The following is a 25,536-nucleotide window of genomic DNA, read 5'->3' as shown; positions in this document are numbered from 1 at the left end:
CGGTACTGCGCCGGCGTCAGTGCGCCGACAGGAAGGCGTCGAAGACGGCGAGGGTGCCCGCCGGGTTCTCGACCTGCGGGCCGTGGTAGCTCGTCGGGATGACCTCGTACGCCGCCCCGGTGTCTTCCGCCATCTGCCGCTGCCACGGGATCGGCCAGGCGGTGTCCCACTCGCCGTGCGTCACGAGGACCGGCAGCCCGGTGGCACGGAGCGCGTCGGACGAGTCGGTGTGGTCCTCGAGGATGTGGCCGCCGGCGACGACGCTGAGCGGGCTCGTGGCGTCGAAGCGCTCGCGGACCATCCGGACGTCGTCGGGGAGCTCCCCGTCGGGGCGGGAGGCCCACAGCGGGTTCGTGGCGTCGAACAGGGCGCGGTTGTTCCCGCCGGTGTCGTGCAGGATCGTCAGCTCGGCGACCTTGCGGTACGGCCAGCCGTACGGACCGGAGCAGAACTGCACGACGTCGCGGAACGCCGTCGGGTCCTGGATCGCGGCGGCGCGGACGATCACACCGCCGAGGGAGTGCCCGATGAGGTGCACGGGGGCGCCGTCGTCGAGGTGCCGGGCGACCCGGACGACGTCGGCGGCTTCCTCCTCGAGGGAGTAGTCCCGGGGCTCCGTCGGCGCGGCGGAGTCGGCTTGGCCGCGCCGGCTGATCGCGACCGCGGTCCACCCGGCGTCGCGGAGGAACGGCAGGAAGGTGCGCCAGTCCTCCTTCGAGCCGGTGTAGCCGGGGACGACGAGGACGACACCCTTCGAGACGCCGGAGGGGACCACCCGGTAAGCGGTGAGGCGCCCGACCGGGACGTCGATGCCGACGACGTCGACGCCGTCCGGGGTGGGCAGGTGGCCGAAGGCGGGGACCTCCGGGAAGTCGTGCAGCGTGGTCACAGTCGTCCTTCCGCGAGCGCACGACGCGGGTTCGGCACCGCGTCGAGCAGGTCGATCGTGTACGGGTCCTGCGGGTGCTGGAGCACCTCGGCGGTGTGGCCGCGTTCGACGACGGCCCCGTCGTGCAGCACCATGATGTCGTCCGTGATGAGCCGGGCACTCAGCAGGTCGTGCGTGATGTAGAGGAGCGAGACGCCCCACTGCTCACGGAGGTCCTCGAGGAGCGCGAGCACCCCGGCGCGGAGCGTCACGTCGAGCATCGAGACCGGCTCGTCGGCGATGATCACCTGCGGGTCGCTGGCCAGCGCCCGCGCGATGACGACGCGCTGCCGCTGCCCGCCGGACAGCTGGTGCGGGAGCTTCTGCGCGAACTGTTCGACCGGGGTGAGCCCGACGGTGTCGAGGAGTTCGAGCATGCGCTTCCGGGCATCGCGACCGCGGAGCCCGGTGTAGTTCGCGATCGGGCGGGACAGCGTGTACTCCACCGTGTGCAGCGGGTTGAGCGCCGCGTACGGGTCCTGGAACACCATCTGCACCTCGGAGCGCAGGTCCCGCAGTCCTCGCCGTCCGAGACGGGCGACGTCGAGGTCGCCGAACCGGACCGTGCCGCTCGTCGGCTTCTCGACGCCGGTGAGCATCTTCGCGATCGTCGACTTGCCCGACCCGGACTGGCCGACGAGGGCGAGCGACTGCCCGGGCTCGAGGGTGAACGAGACGTCGCGGACCGCTTGCACGGGCTGCTCGCCGCGGCGGGGCGCCGGGTACGTCTTCACCAGGTGGTCGACGACGATCGGGTTCTTCGCGGCGCTCCGCTCGCGGGATCCGACGGTGCTGAACGACGACGTGGTCTCCTGCCGGGTGGCGGAGGCGTCGCGCTGGGACCGGTCGGGGAAGCCCGGCAGGCTGACAACCTCGGCACGCGGGTCGGCGTAGTGCGAGAGAAGCATCTGCGTGTACTCGTCCTGCGGGTCGCGGAGGATCTCCTTCGAGCCGCCGTCCTCGACGATGCGGCCCTCGTGCATGACGAGCACGCGCTCGGTCGCCTCGAGGACGATGCCGAGGTCGTGGCTGATGAGGATCGCCGTGAAGCCCTCGGTGCGCTGCAGCTCGATGATGGTGTCCATCACCGCGTGCTGCACGAGCACGTCGAGCGCCGTGGTCGGCTCGTCGAACACCATGAGCTGCGGCTCGAGCGAGAGCGCCAGGGCGATCGACACACGCTGCCGCATGCCGCCGGAGAGCTCCCCCGGGTAGCGGGCGAGCATCGCGACCGGGAGCTTCACCTTCTCGATGAGCTCCTGCATGCGGGCGTCCCAGCGATCACGCGACACGTGGCCGTGGGCCCTGAAGACGTCGATGAAGTGGTTGCGGATGGTCCGCACCGGGTTGAGCGCGTTCATGCCGGACTGCAGGACCATGGCGAACCCGCCCTGGCGCTGCTGACGGAGTGCTTCGTCGTCGAGGTCGCGGATGTCGTGGCCGCCGAAGACGATGCTGCCGCCGTTCGTGCGTGCCGGCGGCTTCTGCAGCCGGGTGAGCGCGTAGCCGAGGGTCGACTTGCCGGAGCCGGATTCGCCGACCAGGCCGGCGAACTCGCCGCGGCGGAGCTGGAACGAGACGTGGTCGACGGCCTGGACGGCCGTCTGGCCGGCGGATTCGTACACGACCGACAGGTCGCGGACGTCGAGCAGGACGTCCTCCGTGACGCTCGTGGTGGCGGACGGGAGGCGCGTGGCGGCGCCGTCCCGCGCCTCCAGGCCATCTGCTGGTTGCGTTGCTCGCGACCCGCTCATGCGGTCTTCTCCTTACGGGGCCGCGCGCCTTCGCGCAGCCGCGGGTTCGACACGGCGTCGACGCCGAAGTTGATCAGGGTGAGGCTCATCGCCAGGAGGGCGATGCAGAGGCCCGGAGCGAACAGCAGGATCCACTGACCGGTGAGCAGCGCGTTCGAGTTCTGCGCCCAGTAGAGGATCGTGCCCCAGCTGACGATCGACGAGTCGCCGAGTCCGAGGAACTCGAGACCCGCCTCCGCGAGGATCGCGCTCGTGGCGGCCCCGAAGAACGAGCCGACGATGAGGCTCGTCATGTTGGGGAGGATCTCGCGGAAGACGATGCGGGTCGCGCCCTCGCCGGAGAACTGCGCCGCGGTCACGAAGTCGCGACCGCGGAGGGACTGCGTCTGACTGCGCAGGACGCGCGCGCCCCAGGCCCAGCCGGTGACGACGATGACCGCGATGATGACCGCGATGCCGCCGTTCTGCAGGTACGCCGCGATGACGATCATGAGCGGCAGGCCCGGGATGACGAGGAAGAGGTTCACGATGAACCCGATGACCTCGGCGACCCAGCCGCGGACGTAGCCCCAGCTCAGGCCGATCGCGACGGCGACCAGCGTGGACAGGAAGCCCGCGACGGCCCCGACGAGCACCGAGATGCGAGCGCCGTAGATCAGCTGGGAGAGGACGTCCTCGCCGGCGGCGGTCGTGCCCATCCAGTGCGCCCACGTGGCGTCGGCGCTGCGGGCGAACCCGTTCTGGCTGGCGCCGTAGGGGGCGAGGAGCGGGGCGGCGATCGCGACCACGACGAAGACCGCGAGGATGATGATGCCGATCCGGGCCTTGGTGTTGCTCCAGACGACGCCGAACTGTCTGAGCGTGCTCCGCAGTCGGGACGGCGCTTGCTGCTCGTTCTCGTTCTCGTTCTGGTCTTGGGTCCGTACTGCGACGGTCGCGTTGTTGGTCATCGGCGCGTCCTCGGGTCCAGGACGCCGTAGAGGACGTCCACGATGAAGTTGGCGATGAGCACCGACACGGTGATCATCAGGAAGAGGGCCTGCATGAGCGGGTAGTCCTGCCCGATCACGGCGTTGAACAGCAGGTAGCCGATGCCCGGGTACCCGAACACCTGCTCCACCAGCACAGAACCGCCGACCACACCACCGAGCGCCAGCCCGAAGCCGGTCAGGTTCGGCAGGATCGCGTTGCGGGCTGCGTACCGGATCGCCACGGTGCGTCCGCGGAGACCGTTCGCCTCGGCGAAGGTCACGTAGTCGTCACCGAGGGTGTTGATCATCGCGTTGCGCATGCCGATGATCCAGCCGCCGAGGCTCGTGACGAGGATCGTCACCGCCGGCAGGACCGCGTGTTGCAGGGCGTCGCCGATGAACGTCCCGGTCAGGCCGGGCGTCGACGTCGCCGAGTAGGCGCCCGTCGTCGGGAACCAGTGCAGGACGTAGCCGAGGAAGAACAGCAGCAGGAGTGCCGTCCAGAAGTACGGGAACGTCGACATGAAGGAGCCGCTCAGCGTCGGCAGCGAGTCGAGCCAGGTGCCGCGCTTCCACGCCGCCGCGACACCGATCAGGGTGCCGAGGACGAACGCGAGGATCGTGACCACGCCGACGAGGATCAGCGTGTACGGCAGCGCCTTCGACACGAGGTCACCGACGGGCTGCGGGTAGAACGTGTAGCTCGTGCCGAAGTCCAGCGTGATGACCTGGTGCAGGTAGCTGACGTACTGGTCCCACAGGTTGCCGGTCGGGACGCCGAGCTGGGCTTCGATGGCCTTCTTCGTGGCGTCGGTGACCGGGCCGTTCTGGCTGAGCTTCGCCAGGGCGGCGTCGGTCGGGCTGCCCGGCATGAGGCGCGGGAGCACGAAGTTCAGCGTGACCGCGGCCCAGAGGGTCAGGACGAAGAGGACGAGTTTCTGGAGGATGTACTTCACTTCTGGTCCTCCGTCTGCTTCGCGTCCTGCTGCTTCGCGTCCTGCTGCTTCGCGTCCTTCTGCTCCTGCAGGATTTTCTTGCCCGCCGCGCTGTCGCGGAGCCGGAGCTTCGAGAAGATGAGCAGCGGTGCCGAGTCGTAGTTCTGCGGCGCCATGTAGGGGTCCTCCGCACTGGGCCAGCCGACGAACTTCGACGTGTTGAACAGGCCCCAGAGCCCGCCGTAGTACATGCCGATCACGGGCAGGTCGTCGTACACGACCTCCTGCAGCTGGTCGAGGATCTCCTGCTGCTTCGCGGTGTCCGTGGTCGCCTTGTACTCGTCGAGGAGCTTCTGCGTGTCGGCGTTCTTGTACCGCTCGTAGTTGTTCACCGTCGACTTGCCGACCGGCTGGTAGAAGTCGCTGCTGAGGAGCGAGTTGAACGCCTGGTAGACGTCGCCGTTGCCCATGCCGCCCATCGCCATGTCGAACTGCCCGTTGTTGATGTTCTGCTGGTACCCGGCGGGCTGCGGTGCCTGGATCGTGACCTTCACGCCGATGGCGGTCAGGTTGCGCTGGACCTCCTGGGCTGCGCGGAGCCAGTCCGAGTAGCCGTTCGCGGTCATGATCTTGATCTCGAGCTGCTTGCCGTCCTTGACGAGCTTGCCGCCCTGCTCCACGTAGCCGGCCTTGGCGAAACTCGCCTTCGCGGCGTCGGTGTCCTGCGTGATGACGCCCTTGTCCGGGATGTCGTCGTTCACGTACTGCTCCTGGTTCGGCAGGATCAGCCCGGTCTGCGCGGCGGCCGTGAGGTTGCCCTCGGTCGCGGTCTCGGCGATGTCGTCACGGTTCAGCGCGAGGGAGATGCCCCGGCGCACGTTGACGTCGTTGTAGGGCGCCTTCGTGAGGTTCGGGATGAGGCCGATCACGCCCCCCGGCGGGAACCAGTAGGTGTTCGTCTTCGAAGCCGCGCCCCACGTGCCCTGCACGTCGGAGATGAACGCGTACGCCCAGTCGTAGCCGCGCGTGACGGTGTCGAGCTGCGTGTTCGTGGCGGGGAGGATGAGGTGCTTGATGGCGATCTTGTCGGCCTGCCAGTACTTCGGGTTCTTGTCCATCGAGTACTGCTGGTCGGTGTAGTTGCCGAGCACGAACGGGCCGGTGCCGACCGGGTTCGGGTCGCGCCACGTCGTCGGGTCCTTGACCTTCCCCCAGTGCTGCTCGCCGAGGATGTACGTCTGCCCGATGATCGTGAGGCTCGGGACGTCCTCCGACTTGAGGTGGAAGACGACGTGGTCGCCCTTCCGCTCGATGGTGTCGATGTGCTGCCAGGCGCCCTTGACGTCCATCGCGGGGAACTTCTTGAGCAGGTCGAACGTGAAGACGACGTCCTTCGCGGTGAACGCGCTGCCGTCGGACCACTCGACGCCGTCGCGGATCGTCATGTCGATCGTCTTCGCGTCGGGCTGCGTCCATGAGCTCGCGAGCCAGGGGTTGCGCTTGCCGTCGAGGGGGTTCACCTCGATGAGGGGCTCGTACATCCACTTGCTCGCGGTGCGGGCGTTCGCGATGTACGGGTTGAAGTTGCGGTCGAACAGCGGGTTGCCGTGGTCCGCGTTGATGAGCATCGTGTCCTTGCCGATGCTCGGGTCCGGTTGGGAGCGGACCTGGATGCTGCAGCCGGTGGCGGCGAGGGCCACGACGGCGATGCCGGCGATGGCCGCGATGAGGCGGCTGCGGCGGCGGGGGCGCGGGGTGCCCGGGGTGCGTGGCTCGTGTTGCCCGCGCGTGCGCTGTGGGGGAAGCGTCATTGCTCGGTCGACCTCCGTGTCGAGTCGGTACGGAGACAATGTATGCGCTTACATCGCGGCGCGCAACCGTGGCGGTTGTTTGCCGGGGCGACACTCGTGCGGCCGCGGGCCGGCGCCGGGCCGGTGTCGGCCGGGGCGTCGGGCCGGGCGCGGGGTCGGGCGTCGGGCGGGTGTCGGCCGGTGCGTCGGGCGGCCCCTCCGAACGGGCACAAAACGCCGCGAGCCTTCCGCCGAGCGGGCACGATCTGCCGCGTGGGATCTCCGAGCGGGACGGATATCGCCCGCTCGGCGAACGCGTCCGCTCGGCGAAGCCGTCCGACCGCGGGGTCGGGCGGCGGGCCGGTGTCGGCCGGTGCGTCGGGCGGCGGGCACCGAGCGAGCACAACACGCCGCAAGCCTTCCGCCGAGCGGGCACGATCTGCCGCGTGGGCCTGCCGAGCGGGACGGATATTGCCCGCTCGGCGAGCGCGGGCGAGCCCCCGCCGCGCGCCCTCAGAACGCCGGCGGGCAACTCTCGCGCAGCAGCACCTCGACCGGCAGGCGCATCGCCCGGGGCGGCCCCTCCCGGCGCTCCAGCCGGTCCACGATCGCCCGGACCGCTGCACGCCCGAGCTCCCCCATCGGCTGGTGCACGGTCGTGAGCGGCGGCGACGAGAACCGCCCGGCGTCGATGCCGTCGAAGCCCGTGACGACGAGGTCCTCCGGCACCCGGACCCCTCGAGCCGCCGCGGCGTCCAGCACCCCGAGCGCCGACTGGTCGTTCGAGCAGACGATCGCGCGCGGCACCGCGTCCCCGTCGAGCAGCTGCGCCGCGAGCTCCCGGGCACGAGCACGGCCGAAGTCCCCGTGCACGACCCGCACCGCCGAGGCCGGCACCCCGTGGTCGTCGAGGGCCTGCCGGAAGCCCGCCGACCGCTCGATGTCGTCCGGGGAGTCGATCGGTCCCGCGAGGTACACCAGCGACCGGATACCGAGCCGCCCGATCACGTGCGCCCCGAGCGTACGCATGCCCGCGGCGTTGTCCACGCTCACCGAGTCGAACCCGTGGGACCGTCGGTCGTCCGCGAGCACCACCACCGGCACCCGCCGGGCGACGTGCTCGAGCAGCTCGTCCGGCACGGTCTGCGCGAGCACGGCCAGCCCGTCCACCCGGCCGGCGACGTCGTTGACGATGACGTCCCGGGAGGAACCGCGCCCCGCCGCGACCATGAGCGCGAGGCCACGCTGCCACGCCTCGGTCTCGGCGCCACGGAGCACCTCGTCGAAGTACAGGTTCGAGGAGAACGGCTGCGTGACGTGCCGGCGGTCGTCGACGATCCGGACGCCTCCGTCGGTGACGAGGTCGGGCCGTTCGTCCGGCACGACGTCGAACCCGGGCAGCAGGAGGCCGACGACGCCGGTGCGCTTGCCGGCGAGGGCCCTCGCGTTGCCCGACGGCACGTAGCCGAGGGTGCGGATCGCCGCTTGGACCCGGTCGCGGGTGCCCTCGCGGACCGCGTCGGGCGTGCGCAGCACGCGCGAGACGGTGGCGATGGAGACGCCGGCCGCGGAGGCCACGTCGTAGACCGTGGGAGGTGCGGTGCGTTGCTCGGCCAAGCCGTGCCTCCCGTCCGACGTCCGCGCGTTCCTGGCCGCGAGCCGTGCGGCCGGACCATCCTAGGCATGGTGCGAGCCGTGACTTCTCCACACATGGCGCGGAGCCCTTGTGTTCTCGGAACGGGGCGCGCCACACTGTCGAGACCTCAGAACGTCCCGTGAGGAAGCGCACCCGCAACGGTGCCCACACACACAGGAGAAGACACGATGTCCCAATCGACGCGGTCCGGCAGCAAGAACGCGATCCGGCTCGACAACGACGAGGCCGAGGTGCGCGACGCGCTCCTGGACCACACCGACGGCGGGAACGCCTGGATCTTCGACCAGATCGACGCGGCTGAGGACCGCGCGACCAGACCGTAGTCGGTCGCGGTCCGGCCAGGAGGCTCGGTGCGGGTCCGCCCCGCCGCGCGCCTCCCGGTCGGGGCGCGTCCACGGCGGCACGCGCGTCGTGCGGCTGGCGACCGGCCTGGCAGACCGCAGGGGTCAGTGCTCAGTGCTCCTTTGGCGGACCGCCGGTTCAGCGCTCGGTGCTCCCGACGATCGCCATGCCGGCGCCCCGCAGCCGTCGGCGCTCCTGCGCGATCCACGCGAGCAACCGGTCGTTCGTCCCGGCGACGTGCGCCGCGAGCAGTTCTGCGGCGCGGTCCGCGTCGCCGGAGCGCATCGCGTCGATGATGGCGCTGTGCTCGTCCCAGGCGGCGTCGCGGGCCTCGGGTGTGCGCACCTCGATCCAGCGCGTCCGCTCGAGTCGGGTGAGCGCGTCGGCGATGGCGTCGGTGATGAACCGGTTGCCGCCGAGCGCCGCGAGGTCGAGGTGGAACGTCGACCCCATCCGGATGCCGGCCTGCTGGTCGGGTGTCGGGCGGAGCGTGTCCAGGTGCGCCCGGACCTCGTCGAGCTGCGCCTCGGACGCACGGGCCACGGCGAGCCGGGCGGCGGCGGGTTCGAGCACGCCGCGGAGTTCGGCGAGGGAGGCGATCTCGTCGAGGTCGATCGGGGTGACGGTCCACGAGCGACCCTCGTGGAGGATCAGCCCCTCGCGTTCGAGGCGTGAGAGTGCCGCGCGGACGGGCGTCCGGGACGCGTGGAACCGGGCCTCGAGCCCACGCTCGGAGATGCGCTCCCCCGGGGCGATCTCGAGGGTCAGGATCGCCGATCGGAGGTTGTCGTAGAGCTGGCTCGTCTGCGACACGGGGGCTGCGTCCGTCGTCTCCGTCACGGCCAACCAGTCTAGTCGTGGAGCGCTCCGGATGGTATACCGTTTTGGTATACCAATCCGTTCCGATGCGAAACGACCAGGGATGCCCGTGACCACCACCTCCCGCGCCTGGACCATGCTCGCCCTCGGCGTGGCAGCCCAGGCGGCCGGCACGCTCGTGGTGTCCGCACCCGCGCTGCTCATCCCGTACCTGCACGCCCAGGGCACGTCGCTGACCCTCGCCGGGCTCCTCGCCGCGGCCCCGACCTTCGGCATGGTCCTGACGCTCATCGCCTGGGGAGCGATCACGGACCGCGTCGGCGAGCGGATCGTCATCGCGGGCGGTCTCGTGCTCACCACGCTCGCGGTCGTCGGCGCTTGGGCCGCCGCGGGGAACCCGGTCCTCCTCGGGCTCGCGTTCCTCGCAGGCGGCATGACGAGTGCCTCGACGAACGCGGCGAGCGGGCGGGTCGTGGTCGGCTGGTTCCCCAAGGAACGGAGGGGACTCGCGATGGGCATCCGACAGATGTCGCAGCCGCTCGGGGTCACCCTCGCGGCGGTCACCGTCCCACAGCTCGCCGAGGCCGACGGCATCCGGGCCGCCCTAGTGCTCCCGATCGTCCTGTGCACGGTGCTCGCCGTGCTCTGCGCGATCGGGATCGTCAACCCGCCGCGTCCCGCCCGTGCGGACGCCCCGGCCGAGCACGTGGCGAACCCGTACCGGACGAACGGGTTCCTCTGGCGGATCCACGCGGTGTCGATCCTGCTCGTGGTGCCGCAGTTCACCCTGTCGACGTACGGGTTGGTGTGGCTCGTCGGCCTCGGTTGGTCGACGCCGGCGGCGGGACTCCTCGTCGGGGCGTCGCAGTTCGTCGGCGCGATCGGCCGGATCCTGGTCGGGGCGTGGAGTGACCGCGCCGGCTCCCGGGTCGGTCCCTTGCGGATCGTCGCCGTGAGCGCCGCCGTCGTGATGGGCCTGCTCGCGCTCGTCGACGCCACGCACTTCGCCGCGGCGGCGGTGTTCCTGGTCGTCGCGACGAGTGTGACCGTGGCGGACAACGGCCTCGCGTACACGTCGGTGGCGGAAGCGGCGGGCCCGTTCTGGTCCGGCCGGGCCCTCGGTGCGCAGAACACCGGGCAGTTCATCGCGGCGAGCGCCGTCGGCCCCGGGGTCGGCGCACTGGTCGGTGCGGTGGGGTTCGCGGCATCGTTCTCGATCGTGGGGGTCCTGCCGCTGCTGGCGCTCCCCCTGGTGCCGCGCCGCGACCGGGCGCTGCACGACTGAAACTTCCCAGAACGCTCGCGATGGAATGCAGAAACGGGCGTACCCGGTCGAAAAGTTCGACCAGGTACGCCCGTTTCGACCAGGTAAGCGCGAACAGCCCGGGCTCAGGCGGGGACCGCCGGGCCGACCGGCCACCGCAGCAGCGCCGCCGCGGCCGCTCCTCCGGGCAACGACGCCGCGTTGACGAGCACGAGCTCCGCATCCGTCAGCACCGCCGCCCGCACGAGCGCGCACACCGCCGGCACGGCCCCGATCACGGGCGTCCCGGCCGCCTGCTCCGGCGCCGTCGCCACCCACGGCGCACCGGCGAGCGCGAGGAGCGTGCGCTCCCCGACCGCCACGGCGTCGAGCGCGACCACCGCACCCTGCGCCTGCTGCAGCGCGGCGACGACGGCTCCGAGCCCGGTCACCGCGAGGTTGTCACCGCGGCCGGCGTGCGTGCGGAGCAGGTCCTCGAGGTCGTGCCGCCGCGTGGCGACGACCCGGGCGAGAGCGGTCTCGACGTGTTCGACGAACGCCTGCTTCGAACCGGCGTCCGCCCGGGGGTCGCCCGGGAACACCGAGGTCAGGGCGCGGGTCTCCGCCGAGAGCGTCTTGACGAGGAGTTCCCGCGCGGTGACGTCCCCGGCGACGACCACGAGTCCGGGGCGCAGGGAACGGACGGTCTCGTCGATCGCGGCAGCGACCTCGCCCGAGGTCTGCTTCCAGATCTCCTCGGTGTGCGCCTGCCAGTGCGGCTGCTTCCAGCCGGTGCCGGCCTTGGCGTAGTGGAGGGTGTCGGTCCGCCCCTCGACGACCCGGTCGTCGGTGGCGCCCGGAGCGTGTCCGAGGCGGTAGGTGCGGAAGGTGCCGCCCTCCTTCGCGGCGTGCACGACGAGGAACGGCAGGTCGACCGGACGGTGGGCGACCAGCGGGACGAGGTCGGGCACGTGTCCGACGCCGACGGCCTCCGGGCCGTGCAACTGACCCGGCAGGACCTCGCTGAGCACGAGTTCGCCGTCGTGGACGAGCACGTAGCGGGTGACGGGCGACGGCACACCGGGTTCCTGCTCGAACTCGCCGGCGATCAGGTCCACCACGTCGTCGGCCGCGCCCTGCCCGCGGAGCGCCGTCTCGACGGCCCGGAGCTTGAGGGCCGCCTGCCGCCTCGGATCCTCCACGTTGCCGGAGACGTCGGCGTAGGCCCAGGCCCACGTCCCACCGCCCTCCAATCGCTGTCCCAGGATCCCGTGCAGTTCGCTCGTCGCGTTGGTCGACGTCATGGCAGCTCCTCTCGGACGGTGCCGGGGCTGTCACGAACCCCGACGTTTCGTGTCCGACCACACTCCACCCGGCTGCCTGGGGGTGTCCGCGGCGCGGAGGGAACACCCAGGCCGTGAAAAGACACCGGTGCTCGGTTCTGTGGTTGGCTGAGGAGAACCCCGATCGACGACGAACCGGAGTCCGGCAATGACGCCACGACCGAACCGAAGCCCGATATCGAGACGACAGCTGTTGGGCTTCGGCCTGGGCACCGCTGCCGCAGGACTGCTCGCCGGGTGCGCTGTCCCCGGCTCGACGAACGTCAACCGAGCCGCGGTGATCCCCGCGGCGGCCGCCGGCCAGAAGGTCGAACTGACCTACTGGGCGTGGCTGAAGGACCTGCAGAAGGTCTGCGACGTCTGGAACCGCACGCACCCGGACATCCAGGTGAACGCGAACTGGATCCCCGGCGGCAACAGCGGCGGGTACCAGAAGATGTACTCGGCGCTGGCGGCCGGAGGCGGCCCGGACATCGGGCAGGTCGAGCTCCGCCAGGTCCCGGAGTTCATGCTCGCCAACGGCCTGGTCGACCTCGCCCGCTACGGCGCGAAGGACTTCGAGTCGAAGTACGACGACGCCGCGTGGGCCCAGGTCTCGTTCGTCGACGGGGTCTACGGCATCCCGCAGGACACCGGCCCGATGGGCTTCTACTACCAGACCGCCGTGCTCGAACGGGCCGGCGGCGAACCCCCGGCGACGTGGGACGAGTGGCGCGACCTCGCCGAAAAGGTCCGGAAGACCGGGTCGCAGAACTACCTCGAGGTGTTCCCGGTCTCGGACGCCTCGCCCTTCGCCGCGTACGCGCAGCAGGCCGGTGCCCGCTGGTTCAAGGTCGACGGCGACGAGTGGGTCGTGGACCTCACCGACGACCAGACCCTGATGGTCGCCGAGTTCTTCGACGGCGTGATCGACGACAAGCTCGTCGACACGAGCGCCGGCGCGTACTCCCCCGGCTGGTACGCCTCGGCCGCGAGCGGCAAGATCGCGGCCGTCACGAGCGCGAGCTGGGGCGACGCCCTCATCGAGAGCGTCCAGGGCGGCAAGGGCAAGTGGAAGGTCGCGCCGATGCAGAAGTGGGGCGACACCGGGTTCGGGTCGAGCGCGATCGGCGGGTCGACCGCCGCGGTGCTCGCCAACTCGAAGCACCCGAAGGAAGCGCTCGAGTTCATCACCTGGATGACCACCTCGAAGGAGGGCATCGACGCGATGATCAAGTACTGCGGCATCGGGTGGTCGCCGGCGAAGGACTACATCGGCGCGCAGCGTGAGAAGCCCAGCGCGTGGTTCTCCGGCCAGAACTACAACGAGGACGTCTTCGTGCCCGCAGCGACGGAGCAGAACGTCGACTGGTCGTGGTCCCCGGTCACGCAGTCCGCGTTCACGAGCCTGCAGAACCAGTTCCGCCGCAAGCTCACGAGCGGACTCAAGCTCACCGACGCGGTGGAGCTCGCCCAGAAGGAGATCGTCCAGTCCTTCAAGGACAAGGGCCTCAGCGTGAGGACGGCACGATGACCACGACCCAGCCGAAGAACGGCTTCCGCACGAGCACCAAGGCCACGAGTGCGCAGAAGCGCGCGCCGTGGATCCTCCTCGCGCCCTTCCTCGCCCTGTTCGTGCTCACGTTCGTCATCCCGATCATCAGCGCGCTGTTCCAGAGCTTCACCACGGTCGACCGGCAGGGGCTCTTCGGCGAGGACGGCGTCACCGGCCGGTTCGCCGGGTTCGACAACTACGTCACCGCGCTGAACGACAACGGCTTCGTCGCCTCGATCGGACGGATGCTGCTGTTCGGCATCGTGCAGGTCCCGGTGATGATCATCGCCTGCACGATCCTCGCGCTGCTGCTCGAGTCGGCGAGCGCCCGCTGGCCGGGCTTCTTCCGGGCGATCTACTTCATGCCGTACGGCGTCCCGGGCGTCATCGCGACGATCCTGTGGTCGTTCCTCTACGTGCCCGGGCTCTCGCCGATCGTCGCGGGCCTGCAGGCGATCGGGTTGCAGCCGGACTTCCTCGGCGCGAACAGCGTGCTGTGGTCGATCGCGAACATCGTCACCTGGACGTACACCGGCTACAACATGCTCATCATCGTGGCGCAGCTGAAGTCGATCCCCGGCGAGGTCTACGAAGCCGCGAGGGTCGACGGCGCGAACGCGTTCCAGGTCGCGTGGCGGATCCAGATCCCGCTCATCGCCCCGGCACTCGTGCTCACGACGGTGTTCTCGATCATCGGGACGCTGCAGCTCTTCGCCGAGCCGCAGATCCTGTCCACGGTCGCTCCCGCGATCGACACGGAGTACACGCCGAACTACGCCGCCTACACGAACGCGTTCGCGTTCAACGAGTACGGCGTCGCCTCGGCCCAGGCGGTCATCATCGCGCTGGCCGCGTTCATCCTGTCGTTCGCGTTCCTCGCGTTGACGAACCGTCCGCCGAAGGACGAGCGGGAGCGCCGGAAGCGGGGGAAGCGGGACGGACTGGAGGCGCGGCGTGCGCTCGAGACGCGCGCATCCGCCCGACCGGTGGTCACCACCCAGGCCGCACCGCGCCTCCAGACGGAGTCCGGACCGCAGAACGCAACCAAGGGGGCGGACGCATGACCAGCGAAGCCATCGAAGCGCCGGCCACGGCGAAGACCGCCGTGCCGGTCGACACCACGTCGATCACGGCGCACCAGCGCCGCAAGCTCGACCGCTCCGGGAAGTCGCAGATCGTCGTGACGGGCATCCTGGTCGTCGTCGCGCTGTACTTCCTCGTCCCGCTGTACTGGGTCGTCATCGCCGCGACGAAGACCACCGGTGCCCTGTTCGCCACGAACGGGTTCTGGTTCGGCGGCGACTTCGCCCTGTTCAGCAACCTCCAGCAGGTGTTCACCTACGACGGCGGCATCTTCGTCCGGTGGATCGCGAACAGCATCCTGTACTCGGGCGTCGGCGCCGTCCTCGCGACGTACTTCGCCGCGGCCGGTGGGTATGCGCTCGCGAAGTACGAGTTCCGCGGACGGCAGCTCGTCTTCGGCACGATCCTCGGCGGCGTGCTCGTGCCGGGGACCGCGACGGCGCTGCCGCTGTTCCTGCTGTTCTCGACGCTCGGGCTGACCGACACGTACTGGAGCGTGCTCATCCCGAGCCTCGTCAGTCCGTTCGGCCTGTTCCTCTGCCGCGTGTACGCGTCGGCCTCGGTCGACACGGCGCTGCTCGAGCAGGCGCGCATCGACGGCGCCGGCGAGCTGCGCATCTTCCACACGATCGTGCTGCGGCAGATGACGCCGGCGCTCGTCACCGTGTTCCTGTTCCAGGTGGTCGGGATCTGGAACAACTTCTTCCTACCGCTCATCATGCTGGCAGACCAGAAGCTCTACCCGATCACACTGGGGTTGAACAACTGGCGCTCGCAGGTCGACCGTCTGCCGGAGTTCTACCAGCTCACCACCGGCGGGGTGCTCGTCTCGGTCATCCCGCTCGTCATCGCCATCATCGTCCTGCAGCGCTTCTGGCGCGGGGGCCTCACGGAAGGATCGGTCAAGGGTTGACCATCGCCGCACTCTCCTCCACCACGCCCGGCTCCGACTCGAGGCTGGCACCGCGGGCCTGGTTGCACACCGACGCCCCGGCGCTGTCGCTCAACGGGGAGTGGGACTTCCGGTGGTCGCCCGTCGCGGACGTCCCGGAACCCGGACCGAACGACGAGTGGGGCACGATCCCCGTCCCGGCCCACTGGGTCCTGCACGGGCACGGGGCACCGAGCTACACGAACCTGCAGTACCCGTTCCCGATCGACCCGCCGCACCCGCCGGAGGAGAACCCCACCGGTGACTACCGGCGCACGTTCTCCTTGCCGACGTCCTTCGACGCGGCGGCCCGGGTGCTGCTGCGGTTCGACGGCGTGGAGTCGCACTTCCGGGTGTGGCTGAACGGGTCCGAGGTCGGGTGGGCGACCGGCTCGCGGCTCGCGACGGAGTTCGACGTGACGTCCCTGCTGCGGCCGGGGTCGAACGAGGTGCGGGTCCGCGTGCACCAGTGGTCGGCCGCGTCGTACCTCGAGGACCAGGACCAATGGTGGCTGCCCGGCATCTTCCGGGACGTCACGCTGCTGGCACGCCCGAGTGCGCCGATCGACGACGTGTTCGTGCGGGCCGGGTGGACCGCGGTCCTGGGTGACGCCGCCACCGCCGGGACCGCTGCGTCCGGACGCCCCTCGACCGGCACGGGGACGATCACGTTCCCGACGCTCGACGCGGTGTTCCCGGTGCGGTTCTCGGTGCCCGATCTGGGCATCGACGTGACGTGGGCGTCCGCTTCCGACGTCGGGCCGATCACCGTCGAGGGGGTCGAGCCGTGGAGCGCTGAGCTCCCGCGGTTGTACGACGCGACCCTGGCGACCGGGACCGCTGCCGGCGGTGCCTCTGCCGCGTCGGGCGGGGAGACCGTCTCGCTGCGGCTCGGGTTCCGGACCGTGGCGATCGAGGGCGACCGGTTCCTCGTGAACGGCGAGCGCGTGGTCTTCCACGGGGTGAACCGGCACGAGACGCACCCGTTGCGTGGCCGCGTCTTCGACGAGGAGCACGCCCGCGCCGACATGGCGCGCATGAAGCGGAACAACGTCAACGCGATCCGGACCTCGCACTACCCGCCACACCCCCGCGTGCTCGACCTCGCCGACGAGCTCGGGTTCTGGGTGATCCTGGAGTGCGACCTCGAGACCCACGGGTTCATCTTCACGGACTGGGTCGGCAACCCGTCCGACGACCCCGCGTGGGAGGACGCCTACCTCGACCGCATCGCGCGGACCGTCGAGCGGGACAAGAACCACCCGGCCATCGTGATGTGGTCGCTCGGCAACGAGTCCGGCACCGGGCGGAACCTCGCGGCCATGTCGCAGTGGGTCCACGCGCGGGACGCCGAACGCCCCGTGCACTACGAGGGCGACTACACGGGCGAGTACACCGACGTCTACTCGCGGATGTACCCGTCGCTGCAGGAGACCGAGTCCATCGGCGGCGGCACGCCCACCCCGCTGCTCGGCTGCGGTCCGGCCGCGGCCGCACGCCAGCGGTCGAAGCCGTTCATCCACTGCGAGTACGTGCACGCGATGGGGAACGGACCCGGGCAGATCGCCGAGTACGAGGCCCTCGTCGACAAGTACCCGCGCCTGCACGGTGGCTTCGTGTGGGAGTGGCGGGACCACGGGCTCCTGACCCACACGGCGTCCGGCCAGCCGTACTACGGGTACGGCGGCGACTTCGGCGAGGTCGTGCACGACGGCAACTTCGTAATGGACGGCCTCGTGCTGCCGGACGACTCCCCGACTCCGGGGCTCGCGGAGTTCGCGGCCGTCGTCGCCCCGATCCGACTGTCGGTGTCCGACCGGACCCTGCTCGTCGAGAACCGGTACCACTCGGCGTCGACCGCGGGGCTCCGCTTCTGCTGGACCCTGTCGCGCAACGGCGTCGTCGAGGCCTCCGGACGCTTCGCACCCGGTGTCGTCGCCGCGCGGGCGTCCGCGACCGTGCCGGTGCCGGACGAGGTGCTCGCCGCCACAGCGTCGGAGCCGGCACCCGGCGAAGAGCTGTGGTTCGACGTCACCGCCGAGCTGGCGGGCCCGACCGCGTGGGCGGACACCGGCCACGTCGTCGCACGCACCCAGACGCTCGTCGCGAGCCGGGAGGCGGAGCCGCCACGCGCCTCCAGGCAGGGGTGGGACGGCGACCGTCTCGGCGACGGGACCTTCACCGCCCGCGGTGACCTCGTCGGCTTCAAGGGGCACGAGGTCGCCGGTCCCCGACTCGAGCTCTGGCGGGCGCCGACGGACAACGACAGTCTGGCGTCGCAGGGCGGGTACGAGACCGCCGACCCGGTGCTCACGCACGGCGTCGGCGACCCGGACGCCCCGGCCTCGGCGACGCGGTGGCGTTCGCGAGGGCTGGATCGCCTGACGCACCGGCTCGTCGCGGTGACCAGGACCGACTCCGGGCTCGTGCAACGGGTCCGCGTGGCCGCGGCGAACAGCGGGTGGGGCGTCGACGTCACGCACCGCTGGACCCTGACCGACTCGGGCTTGGTGCTGCAGACCGACGCCGTGCCGTTCGGGGCGTGGGACGTGACCTGGCCGCGGATCGGCGTGCGGTTCGACCTGCCCGTCGGGCTGCTCGACTCGGAGGCGACGTGGTTCGGGACCGGGCCGCTGGAGTCCTACGCGGACTCGTCGCACGCGGCCCGGGTCGGACGGTTCACGGCACCGGTGCGGGCGCTGTCCGTCGAGTACTCGATGCCGCAGGAGACGGGGCACCGGCCGGGGCTCCGGACGCTGTCGGTCGGGGACCTCACCGTGTCGACCGTCGGGGCGCACCGTGCGGGGTTCACCCTGTCGCCGTGGACCGCGCAGCAGATCGGTCGCGCGGGACACCCGTACGAGCTGCCGACGCCGGACCACACGTACCTGTACCTCGACGCGGCGCAGCACGGGCTCGGGTCGCGGGCGTGCGGGCTCGACGTGCTGCCGGAGCACCAGCTGTGGCCGCGGGCGTTCTCGTGGAGCGTGGTGTTGGCGTAGCGGCGCGGGCGCGGGCGCGGGCGGCGCGGGAGGGGCCTGCGGCGCGGCGGGCGCGGCCGTCGCTGCGCTGCGGTTCGAACCACGGAACCGACGTCGAACCGCCCTCCGGGGCTGGTTCGACGTCGGTTTCGTGGTTCGTCGCGGGGGCGCGGCGGCGACGCGGGCGGCGGCGCGGCGCACCGGCGCGGGCTGGGCGCCGCGGGCGCGCCGCGCGCGGCGCCGCGCTACGCCTCGAGCGCGCGCCGCGCCTCGGGGTCGGACGCGTCGAGGAACTCGGTGAGCCGCTCGGGCTCGCCCGGCTCCTCGATCGCCTCGGCCGCACGACGCAGGGCGAACAGCGCCCGCAGCACGCCGCGGTTCGGCTCGTGCGACCACGGCACGGACCCGGTGCCGCGCCACCCGGCCTTCCGCAGGGCATCGAGGCCGCGGTGGTACCCGACCCGGGCGTACGCGTAGGACTCGAGGGTCGCCCCGCGCTCCCAAGCCTCGTCGGCGAGGAGCGCCCACGCCAGGCTCGACGACGGGTACGACACCACGATGCTCGCGACCGGGGTCTCGGCGGCGATGGCGGCGGTCACCTCGGGCTCGGCGGGGAGCAGCGTCTCGGGGTTCGCGGTCGGGTTCGGCAGCAGGTTCTCCGGCATGCCCCCCAGCCTGTCACGCGCGCGGGACCCTTGCGGCCCGCCCGACCACGGGCGTAGCGTGTCGGTCACCTCGTCGTCATCACGAGGCCACCGGGGCGGGACGACCGACCGGCGGCACGGATGGCGGACACGGGGGTCCCCCGACGGAGAGAGTCGCCTTGCTGGCCACCACCGGTCCTGCTCAGCCCACGCGCTGACACCGGTGTCCTCGCGTCCCGTCGGACGCCCCGCCTGACGGCGGACCGGTGTCGTGCGCCCAGCACCGACAACCGGGGAGGCACCCGCATGCCCATCAGTCCGTCCGTCGTCCTCGACGACGTCAGCTTCACCTGGCCCGACGGCACCGTCGCGCTCAGTCACCTCACCACCGCCTTCGGACGGGGCCGGACCGGCCTGGTCGGGAGGAACGGGGCCGGCAAGTCCACGCTCGTCCGGCTGGCCACGGGGCAGCTCCACCCCTCGTCCGGCCGCATCACGACGTCCGGCCGCGTGGACCTGCTCCCCCAGCGCCTGACCGGCGACCCGAGCGCGACCGTCACGGACCTCCTCGGCATCCGGGACACCGTGACGGCGCTCCGCGCGGTCCTCGGCGGCGACGTCTCCCCGGGCCTGTTCGACGCCGTCGGCGACGACTGGGACGTCGAGGAGCGCGCCGCCGCCGCGCTCTCCGGCATCGGGCTCGGACTCGACGCCGACGACCTGGACCGGCCCGTCGGGACCCTGTCCGGCGGTCAGGCCGTGCTCGTCGCGGTCGCCGGCATCCGGATGCGCCGCGCTCCCGTGGTGTTCCTCGACGAGCCGACGAACAACCTCGACCGTCGGGCCCGCGGCGTCCTGCTCGAGATGGTGGACTCGTGGTCCGGCACCCTCGTGGTCGTGAGCCACGACCGCGAACTGCTCGAGCACGTCGACGAGGTCGCCGAGCTCCGCGCGGGTTCGATGACCGTGTTCGGCGGGACGTTCAGCGCCTTCGAGGAGCACGTCGCGGTGCAGCAGGCCGCGGTCGAGCGCGAGGTCCGCGTCGCCGACCAGCGGCACCGGACCGAGAAGCGCCAGCGCATCGAGGCCGAGACGAAGATCGCGCGCCGTGCCAAGGCGGGCGAGAAGGCGGGTCGGTCGATGCCGAAGATCCTCGCGAACGAGGCACGGAAGAAGGCGCAGGAGACCGCCGGGCGGCTCCGTGCGGGCTCGGCGGACGACGAGGCCGCGGCGCTCGAGGACAAGCGGGAAGCGCAGCTCCGGCTCCGCGTCGACGAGTCCATCCACGTCGCCCTCCCCGACCCGGACGTGCCCGCGTCGAAGCGGATCGCCACGATCACCGTCCGCGGTCGGGACACGATCGTGCAGGGCCCGGAGCGCATCGCCGTCGCGGGCGACAACGGCGTGGGCAAGACGACGCTGCTCGAACAGCTCGTCGGCGCGCCCGGGGCCCGGGAGCACCCGCTCCCGGACACGAGCGCGACCGCCCACGTCGACCGCATCGGGTACCTGCCGCAGCGCAAGGACTCGCTCGACGACGACGCGTCGGTGTTCGACAACGTGCGGCGCCGCGCCCCTGGGATCCCGGACGCCGAGGTGAAGAACCGTCTCGCGCGGTTCCTCGTCCGCGGGGACACCCTCGGCCGCCCGGCGAGCGCGCTCTCCGGTGGGGAGCGGTTCCGGGTGGCGCTGGCGAGCCTGGTGCTCGCGGACCCGCCGCCGCAGCTGCTGGTGCTCGACGAACCGACGAACGACCTCGACCTGACGAGCGTCGACCAGGTCGTCGACGCACTGCGGTCCTACCGCGGAGCCCTCGTCGTGGTCAGCCACGACGAGACGTTCCTCGACCGGCTGGAGCTCACGGCGAGGATCGAGCTGGGGTGAGCGCCGGCGCCGTCAGCGCCGTCGGGTCGGTCGGATCGCGAGCGACTCGACGGTGCCGCGCTCCGGCAGGTCGACGACGGTGCGGACCGCGGCGGCGACGTCCTCCGGCGCGAGGTAGTACGCGGTGTCGTAGTCCTCGCCGAGCTTCTCGGTGAGCGCCCGCTGCATGTCCGAGTCGGTCCGGCCCGGGTGCACGCTCGAGACCCGGACGCCGTTCGCCCGCTCTTCTTCGCGCAGGGCGTCGGCGAAGGCCCGCAGTGCGAACTTCGACGCCGCGTACACGCCGCCGCCGGGGCCGGAGTGGAAGCCCGAGCCGCTGTTGATCGGCACCACGATGCCCCGTGCCGCCCGGAGGGCCGGGAGCGCGAGCCGGGTGAGTTCGGCCACCGCGAAGAGGTTCGTCGCGAAGACCTGTTCCCACACGGGGCGGGGCGTGTCGGCGATGGTGGTGCCCTGCTCGACGCCGGCGGAGTGCACGAGCACGTCGAGCCGCTCCGGGAGCGCCGGGACGTCCCCGGACGCGAGGTCGGCGACGAACGGCGCAGCGCTCGGCAGTTCGGCGACGAGCGCATCGACGGCCTCGGCCGAACGGCCGCCGACGAGCACGTGGTGCGTGCGCCCGAGGTCGAACGCGATGGCTCGGCCGATGCCACGGGTCGCGCCCGTCACGAGTGCGGTCGGACGGACGGGAGGCGCGGTGTCGGTCATGCGCACCAGCCTACGGAAGCCGCGGTGCGGGCCGGTGTCGCGCAGTGGACCTGTGGAGAACCCGACGGAGCGCGCCTGCCGCGGACGAGCCGCGCCTCCCGTCCGGGGAACCGGCCCCGGGCCCCCGGCCGACCGTCAGCTGCGGTCGGCGTCCTCCCGGATCTTGATGCCGTCGAGCACGTCCTGCGCGCGCTTCTCGTCCTGCTTCTCGATCTGGCGGGTGTCGCGCTCGGGGAGCTGGATGTCCTCCTCGGCGCGGATGCCGGCCTGCAGTTCACGACCGCGCTCGATCTCGGCGTCGAACTCGGCGCCGAACAGCAGCGCGTTGTTGGTGATCCAGATCCAGAGCAGGAAGACGATCACACCACCGAGGGAGCCGTACGTGGCGTTGTAGTTCGAGAAGTTCCCGACGTAGAAGCCGAACCCGACGCTCGCGATGATCCAGATGAGGAGCGCGAGGATCGAGCCGCCGCTCACCCACGTGAACTTCGGCTGCTTGACGTTCGGCGACCAGTAGTAGAGCACCGCCACGACGACGATCGCGATGACGAGCAGGATCGGCCACTGCACGATGCTGAGGACGGTGACCGCGACGTCGCCGAGGCCGATCACGTCGCCGAAGCTGCGGGCCAGCGGGCCGCTCACCAGGACGAGGAGGCCGAGGACGAGGAGGATCACCGTGGCGAGCGTGACGCCGAGCATCGTCGGGCGGAGCTTCCAGATCGGTCGCCCCTCGCGGACGTTGTAGATGCGGTTCATCGCCCGGCCGAAGGCGCCGACGTAGCCGGAGGCCGACCAGATGGCGCCGACGATGCCGACGATGAACGTCACGGGTGCCGCCGGCGAGCGGACGAGGTTCTCGACCGGCCCGCGGATCAGGTCGACGACCTTGTCCGAACCGATGTTCCCGATGATGTCGAGCAGGGTCTTGATCGTGGTGTCCGCCTGGCCGACGAGCCCCAGGATCGACACGACGGCCAGCAACCCGGGGAAGAGCGCGAGGACGGAGTAGTACGTCAGGCTCGCCGCGAGGTCGGTGCACTGGTCCGCGGAGAACTCCCGGAGCGTCTTCTTCAGCGTGTAGACGATCGTGGGCTTGTTGAGGTCCGCGGGGTTGTCGGGCTTGCGGGGGTCGTCCGGTGCGGGCTTGCCCTGGTCGTCGGTCATCGTCTAGCCCTTCGCCTTCGCGGCCTGCTTGGACCGCTTCGCGGCCTGCTTGCGGTTCTTGTCGGCTCGTCGCTGGACGGCGGCGATGCCGGCGCGCTGCTTCACGCGAGCGCGGTGCGCGGGGTCGCGCTCGAGCGCTTCCTCGGCGGCCTTCTGGCGTGCCTTGCGGCCCTTCCGACCGGGCTGCGTCTGCTCCGCCCAGGTCGGGCCGTCGCCGCGGGGGCCGAACGGCAGCAGCGTGGTGAACGCGGTCGAGGCGGGCGGGTCGGCCAGGTGACCGGCAGGGCGCTTCCCGATCGCGAACCCCAGGACGATGGCGCCGACACCAGCCGCTGCCGTGATCCCCATCGCCACGAGGGGCGTGGGGTCGCGGTGCCACCGCTGACGCGTCTTCGCGACGGCGAGGCGTGTCCGGGCGGGGAGGTCGGCGCGGCGACGGATCTCGCTCACGCTGTCGGTGAGTCGCTCGCGCGTGCGCACGTTCGCGAGCTCGAGCTCGGGGAGACTGTCCTTGGGCATGCTTCGTGCCTACCAGGACGAGCCCCGTCCGGTGCTCAGCCGGGGCCGTCTACCGTGCGCTGCATGCTCTTCCGGGACGTCGCCGAGGGGATCCACCGCCTCGAGCTCGCACACACCAACACCTACTTCGTCGAGACCGGCGACCAGTTGCTCGTGGTCGACGCCGGACTCCCCGCCGTGTGGCCGCACCTGCTGCTCGCCGTGCACGACCTCGGGTACTCGCCCGAGCAGGTCGAGGGGCTCCTCCTCACCCACGGGCACTTCGACCACGTCGGCACGGCCCTCCGGATGCACCGGGAGTGGGGCACGCCCGTGTACGTGCACCCGGGCGACCGTGCACTCGCGGCACACCCGTACTCGTACCGGCCCGAGACGAACCGGTTCGGCTTCGTCGCGCTGCACCCGGGCGGCCTCGCGCCACTCGGTCGCATGCTCCTCGCCGGTGCGGCGACCGTGTCCGGCATCGACGACACCGTGCCGCTCGAGTCCCGTGCGGAGGTCCCCGGGTCGCCGTGGATCATCGAGACGCCCGGGCACACCGACGGGCACGTGGCGCTGCACTTCGCCGACCGGGACGCCGTGATCGCCGGGGACGCACTCGTGACGTTCGACCCGTACACCGGCGGCATCGGCCCGCGGGTCGTCGCACCGGCAGCCACGGCGGACATGAGCACGGCGGTCGCGTCGCTCGACCGGCTGTCCGACACCGAGGCGAAGCACGTGCTGCCCGGTCACGGGCCGGTGTGGTCGCTCGGGGTGCGGTCCGCCGTCGCGCAGGCGCGGCGGGCGGCGGGCGCCGCGTAGCGCGCGGCGCGGGCGCGGCGCGGGCGCGGGGGCGCGCGTGGCTTACCTGGCGGAATCGGGCGTACCCGGCCGAACCAACCGACCAGGTACGCCCGGTACGACCAGGTACGCCCGGAACGACCCGGCACCGCGTCGGTCGGGAGGCGCGGGTCGGCGCCGACCCGCGCCTCCCGTCCGACCGGCCGCACGTCGCGCGCCACCCGCGGCGACCACCCACGTACCAGGCGGAATCGGGCGTACCCGGTCGGAACATCCGACCAGGTACGCCCGGAACGACCAGGTACGCCCGGGACGACCGGGCCGGGCGCGGCCTCGCCAGGTACGCCCGGAACGACCAGGTACGCCCGGTTCCGCCAGGTCAGGCACGACCCACCCGGACGGACGACCGGGCGCCCGCGTCAGGACGGGACGACCACGTCCTCCGGCAACCCGGACGCGGCGGAGCGACCGGCCGCCTCCATGAGCGCCAGGCTCCGCAGGTTGTCGCGACCGCTCGTCTCCGGCGCCGGACCGCCCTCGACCGACCGCGCGAAGGCCTGCAGCCCACCCTGCCGGTCGGTGTGCGCCAGCGCCGGGAGTTCGACGGGCGACGCCGCGTCGTCCTGGGTCCGACGGATCGTGACACGGTCGCCCTCGACGGCGTTCGGCTCACCCGACCGGCTCGTGAACCACAGTTCGCCGTCCGACCCCTGGATGCTCCACTCCCCCGCCCAGGCAGTCCGTGGCGCGCGCGAGAGCCAGCTGCCGCGGTAGCTCACCACGAGACCGCCCTCGAGCTCGACGATCATCGACGCGACGGCCTCGTCCTGGTACTTGCTGTACGACGGGTAGGACGCCTTCGCGAAGACGCGAACGGCCTCGCGACCGGTGACCATCCGGATGAGGTCGAAGTGGTGGATGGCCATGTCGTTGATCATGGCGTGCGGGAACCGGTAGTGCGGGTGCTCCTCGAACGCGAGATCGTTGTCCCACTGCCGGAAGTCGATGTCGATCGCCGAGAGCTCGCCCACTGCGTCGGCCGCCAGCAGGTCCTTGACCACCCGGGGCGCCGGGTACCAGCGGTAGTTCTGGCTGACCTGGAGCACCAGGCCGAGTTCCTCGGCACGGCGTACGGCGGTGACGGCCTCGTCGGTGGTGTTGGCGAACGGCTTCTCGACGAGCACGTGCTTGCCGGCCTCGAGCGCCTCGAGCGCGAGCGGCACGTGCGTCACGGCCGGCGCGGTGATGACGACGGCATCGGCCTCCACCGAGGCGAGCGCCTCGGTCAGCGACGAGAACGCCGCGGACGTCGGCAGCCCGAGGTCCGAACGCACGGCGTCCAGCGTCGCGGGGACCGGGTCGACGAGCCCGACCACCTCCACTTCGGTGACTTCCGGGATGGCGGTGCGGGCCCAGTTGCCGCCCCACCCTCCGAGACCGACGTGGATGATCCGGACCGTCATGCGTGCACTCCTTCGTGGCTGCCGCGTCGCGACTCCCGCGGCGCGCTCGTCCAGTCT

General features: G+C 71.4%; 20 protein-coding genes and 1 pseudogene. 8 read left to right on the top strand and 13 right to left on the bottom strand.

Features of this window, described 5'->3' with window-relative positions; all coding sequences use genetic code 11:
• Positions 1 to 16: 16 nt before the first annotated feature.
• The 6 genes from FS825_RS00820 to FS825_RS00795 form a co-directional block, all read right to left on the bottom strand.
• Positions 17 to 889 (bottom strand): alpha/beta fold hydrolase, encoded by an 873-nt coding sequence (locus tag FS825_RS00820; RefSeq protein ID WP_144709953.1) that lies wholly within the window; start codon positions 887 to 889, stop codon positions 17 to 19.
• The gene (locus tag FS825_RS00815) at positions 886 to 2,682 is read right to left on the bottom strand and encodes an ABC transporter ATP-binding protein (protein WP_144709951.1); all 1,797 of its coding nucleotides are present in this window, start codon (positions 2,680 to 2,682) and stop codon (positions 886 to 888) included. Before FS825_RS00815 ends, FS825_RS00820 begins: the two co-directional genes overlap by 4 nt.
• Positions 2,679 to 3,632: an ABC transporter permease gene (locus FS825_RS00810; RefSeq protein WP_144709949.1), complete on the bottom strand. Its 954-nt coding sequence runs from the start codon at positions 3,630 to 3,632 to the stop codon at positions 2,679 to 2,681. The genes FS825_RS00815 and FS825_RS00810 overlap by 4 nt, the downstream gene beginning before the upstream one ends.
• The gene (locus FS825_RS00805) at positions 3,629 to 4,609 is read right to left on the bottom strand and encodes an ABC transporter permease (RefSeq protein WP_144709947.1); all 981 of its coding nucleotides are present in this window, start codon (positions 4,607 to 4,609) and stop codon (positions 3,629 to 3,631) included. Before FS825_RS00805 ends, FS825_RS00810 begins: the two co-directional genes overlap by 4 nt.
• Entirely contained in the window at positions 4,606 to 6,399 is a 1,794-nt protein-coding gene (locus FS825_RS00800; RefSeq protein ID WP_260980951.1) for an ABC transporter substrate-binding protein, read from the bottom strand. Before FS825_RS00800 ends, FS825_RS00805 begins: the two co-directional genes overlap by 4 nt.
• Before the next feature lie 492 nt (positions 6,400 to 6,891).
• The gene (locus tag FS825_RS00795) at positions 6,892 to 7,995 is read right to left on the bottom strand and encodes a LacI family DNA-binding transcriptional regulator (protein WP_144709945.1); all 1,104 of its coding nucleotides are present in this window, start codon (positions 7,993 to 7,995) and stop codon (positions 6,892 to 6,894) included.
• A gap of 207 nt (positions 7,996 to 8,202) precedes the next feature.
• On the opposite strand from FS825_RS00795, the gene FS825_RS18495 reads away from it, so the two are divergent.
• Positions 8,203 to 8,358, top strand: a complete 156-nt coding sequence (locus FS825_RS18495) for a hypothetical protein (protein WP_186376999.1) — start codon at positions 8,203 to 8,205, stop codon at positions 8,356 to 8,358.
• A gap of 157 nt (positions 8,359 to 8,515) precedes the next feature.
• Here FS825_RS18495 and FS825_RS00790 read toward each other — a convergent pair whose 3' ends face one another.
• Positions 8,516 to 9,217, bottom strand: coding sequence for a GntR family transcriptional regulator (locus FS825_RS00790; RefSeq protein WP_260980950.1), 702 nt, complete (start codon positions 9,215 to 9,217; stop codon positions 8,516 to 8,518).
• Positions 9,218 to 9,299: 82 nt separating this feature from the next.
• Between FS825_RS00790 and FS825_RS00785 the strand changes: the two genes are divergently transcribed.
• Positions 9,300 to 10,481 (top strand): MFS transporter, encoded by a 1,182-nt coding sequence (locus tag FS825_RS00785; protein WP_144709941.1) that lies wholly within the window; start codon positions 9,300 to 9,302, stop codon positions 10,479 to 10,481.
• A gap of 104 nt (positions 10,482 to 10,585) precedes the next feature.
• Here FS825_RS00785 and FS825_RS00780 read toward each other — a convergent pair whose 3' ends face one another.
• On the bottom strand, positions 10,586 to 11,743 hold the full coding sequence (locus tag FS825_RS00780; protein ID WP_144709939.1) for a baeRF2 domain-containing protein: 1,158 nt from the start codon (positions 11,741 to 11,743) through the stop codon (positions 10,586 to 10,588).
• A gap of 187 nt (positions 11,744 to 11,930) precedes the next feature.
• On the opposite strand from FS825_RS00780, the gene FS825_RS00775 reads away from it, so the two are divergent.
• The 4 genes and pseudogenes from FS825_RS00775 (at position 11,931) to FS825_RS00760 (ending at position 18,332) form a co-directional block, all read left to right on the top strand.
• Positions 11,931 to 13,295, top strand: a complete 1,365-nt coding sequence (locus FS825_RS00775) for an ABC transporter substrate-binding protein (protein ID WP_144709938.1) — start codon at positions 11,931 to 11,933, stop codon at positions 13,293 to 13,295.
• Positions 13,292 to 14,209: pseudogene (locus FS825_RS00770) on the top strand (carbohydrate ABC transporter permease); the annotation flags it as partial. The gene FS825_RS00775 and the pseudogene FS825_RS00770, both read left to right, overlap by 4 nt.
• A gap of 167 nt (positions 14,210 to 14,376) precedes the next feature.
• Positions 14,377 to 15,312, top strand: a complete 936-nt coding sequence (locus FS825_RS00765; RefSeq protein WP_144709934.1) for a carbohydrate ABC transporter permease — start codon at positions 14,377 to 14,379, stop codon at positions 15,310 to 15,312.
• Positions 15,309 to 18,332: a glycoside hydrolase family 2 TIM barrel-domain containing protein gene (locus FS825_RS00760; RefSeq protein ID WP_144709932.1), complete on the top strand. Its 3,024-nt coding sequence runs from the start codon at positions 15,309 to 15,311 to the stop codon at positions 18,330 to 18,332. The genes FS825_RS00765 and FS825_RS00760 overlap by 4 nt, the downstream gene beginning before the upstream one ends.
• Before the next feature lie 224 nt (positions 18,333 to 18,556).
• Here FS825_RS00760 and FS825_RS00755 read toward each other — a convergent pair whose 3' ends face one another.
• Positions 18,557 to 18,976 carry a DUF3151 domain-containing protein gene (locus FS825_RS00755; RefSeq protein WP_144709931.1) on the bottom strand — a complete coding sequence of 140 codons (420 nt, stop codon included), beginning with the start codon at positions 18,974 to 18,976 and terminating at the stop codon, positions 18,557 to 18,559.
• A 285-nt stretch (positions 18,977 to 19,261) separates the two neighbouring features.
• Between FS825_RS00755 and FS825_RS00750 the strand changes: the two genes are divergently transcribed.
• Complete coding sequence (locus FS825_RS00750; RefSeq protein ID WP_144709929.1) at positions 19,262 to 20,839, top strand: ABC-F family ATP-binding cassette domain-containing protein; 1,578 nt, start codon at positions 19,262 to 19,264, stop codon at positions 20,837 to 20,839.
• Between the two features lie 12 nt (positions 20,840 to 20,851).
• Here FS825_RS00750 and FS825_RS00745 read toward each other — a convergent pair whose 3' ends face one another.
• From FS825_RS00745 to FS825_RS00735, 3 genes are all read right to left on the bottom strand, one after another.
• Positions 20,852 to 21,547: an SDR family oxidoreductase gene (locus FS825_RS00745; RefSeq protein ID WP_144709927.1), complete on the bottom strand. Its 696-nt coding sequence runs from the start codon at positions 21,545 to 21,547 to the stop codon at positions 20,852 to 20,854.
• 135 nt (positions 21,548 to 21,682) lie between these two features.
• Positions 21,683 to 22,714, bottom strand: a complete 1,032-nt coding sequence (locus FS825_RS00740; RefSeq protein WP_144709925.1) for a YihY/virulence factor BrkB family protein — start codon at positions 22,712 to 22,714, stop codon at positions 21,683 to 21,685.
• A 3-nt stretch (positions 22,715 to 22,717) separates the two neighbouring features.
• Positions 22,718 to 23,233, bottom strand: a complete 516-nt coding sequence (locus FS825_RS00735; protein WP_144709923.1) for a hypothetical protein — start codon at positions 23,231 to 23,233, stop codon at positions 22,718 to 22,720.
• Positions 23,234 to 23,296: 63 nt separating this feature from the next.
• Between FS825_RS00735 and FS825_RS00730 the strand changes: the two genes are divergently transcribed.
• Positions 23,297 to 24,037 (top strand): MBL fold metallo-hydrolase, encoded by a 741-nt coding sequence (locus FS825_RS00730; RefSeq protein WP_144709921.1) that lies wholly within the window; start codon positions 23,297 to 23,299, stop codon positions 24,035 to 24,037.
• 398 nt (positions 24,038 to 24,435) lie between these two features.
• On the opposite strand, the gene FS825_RS00725 is transcribed toward FS825_RS00730, so the two are convergent.
• Positions 24,436 to 25,479: a Gfo/Idh/MocA family protein gene (locus tag FS825_RS00725; protein ID WP_144709919.1), complete on the bottom strand. Its 1,044-nt coding sequence runs from the start codon at positions 25,477 to 25,479 to the stop codon at positions 24,436 to 24,438.
• Between the last annotated feature and the right edge of the window lie 57 nt (positions 25,480 to 25,536).

Source organism: Curtobacterium pusillum (assembly GCF_007680845.1).
Taxonomy (GTDB): domain Bacteria; phylum Actinomycetota; class Actinomycetes; order Actinomycetales; family Microbacteriaceae; genus Curtobacterium; species Curtobacterium pusillum_B.
Note: the sequence above shows the minus strand (reverse complement) of the source record. Positions and strands in the feature narration are given on the sequence as shown.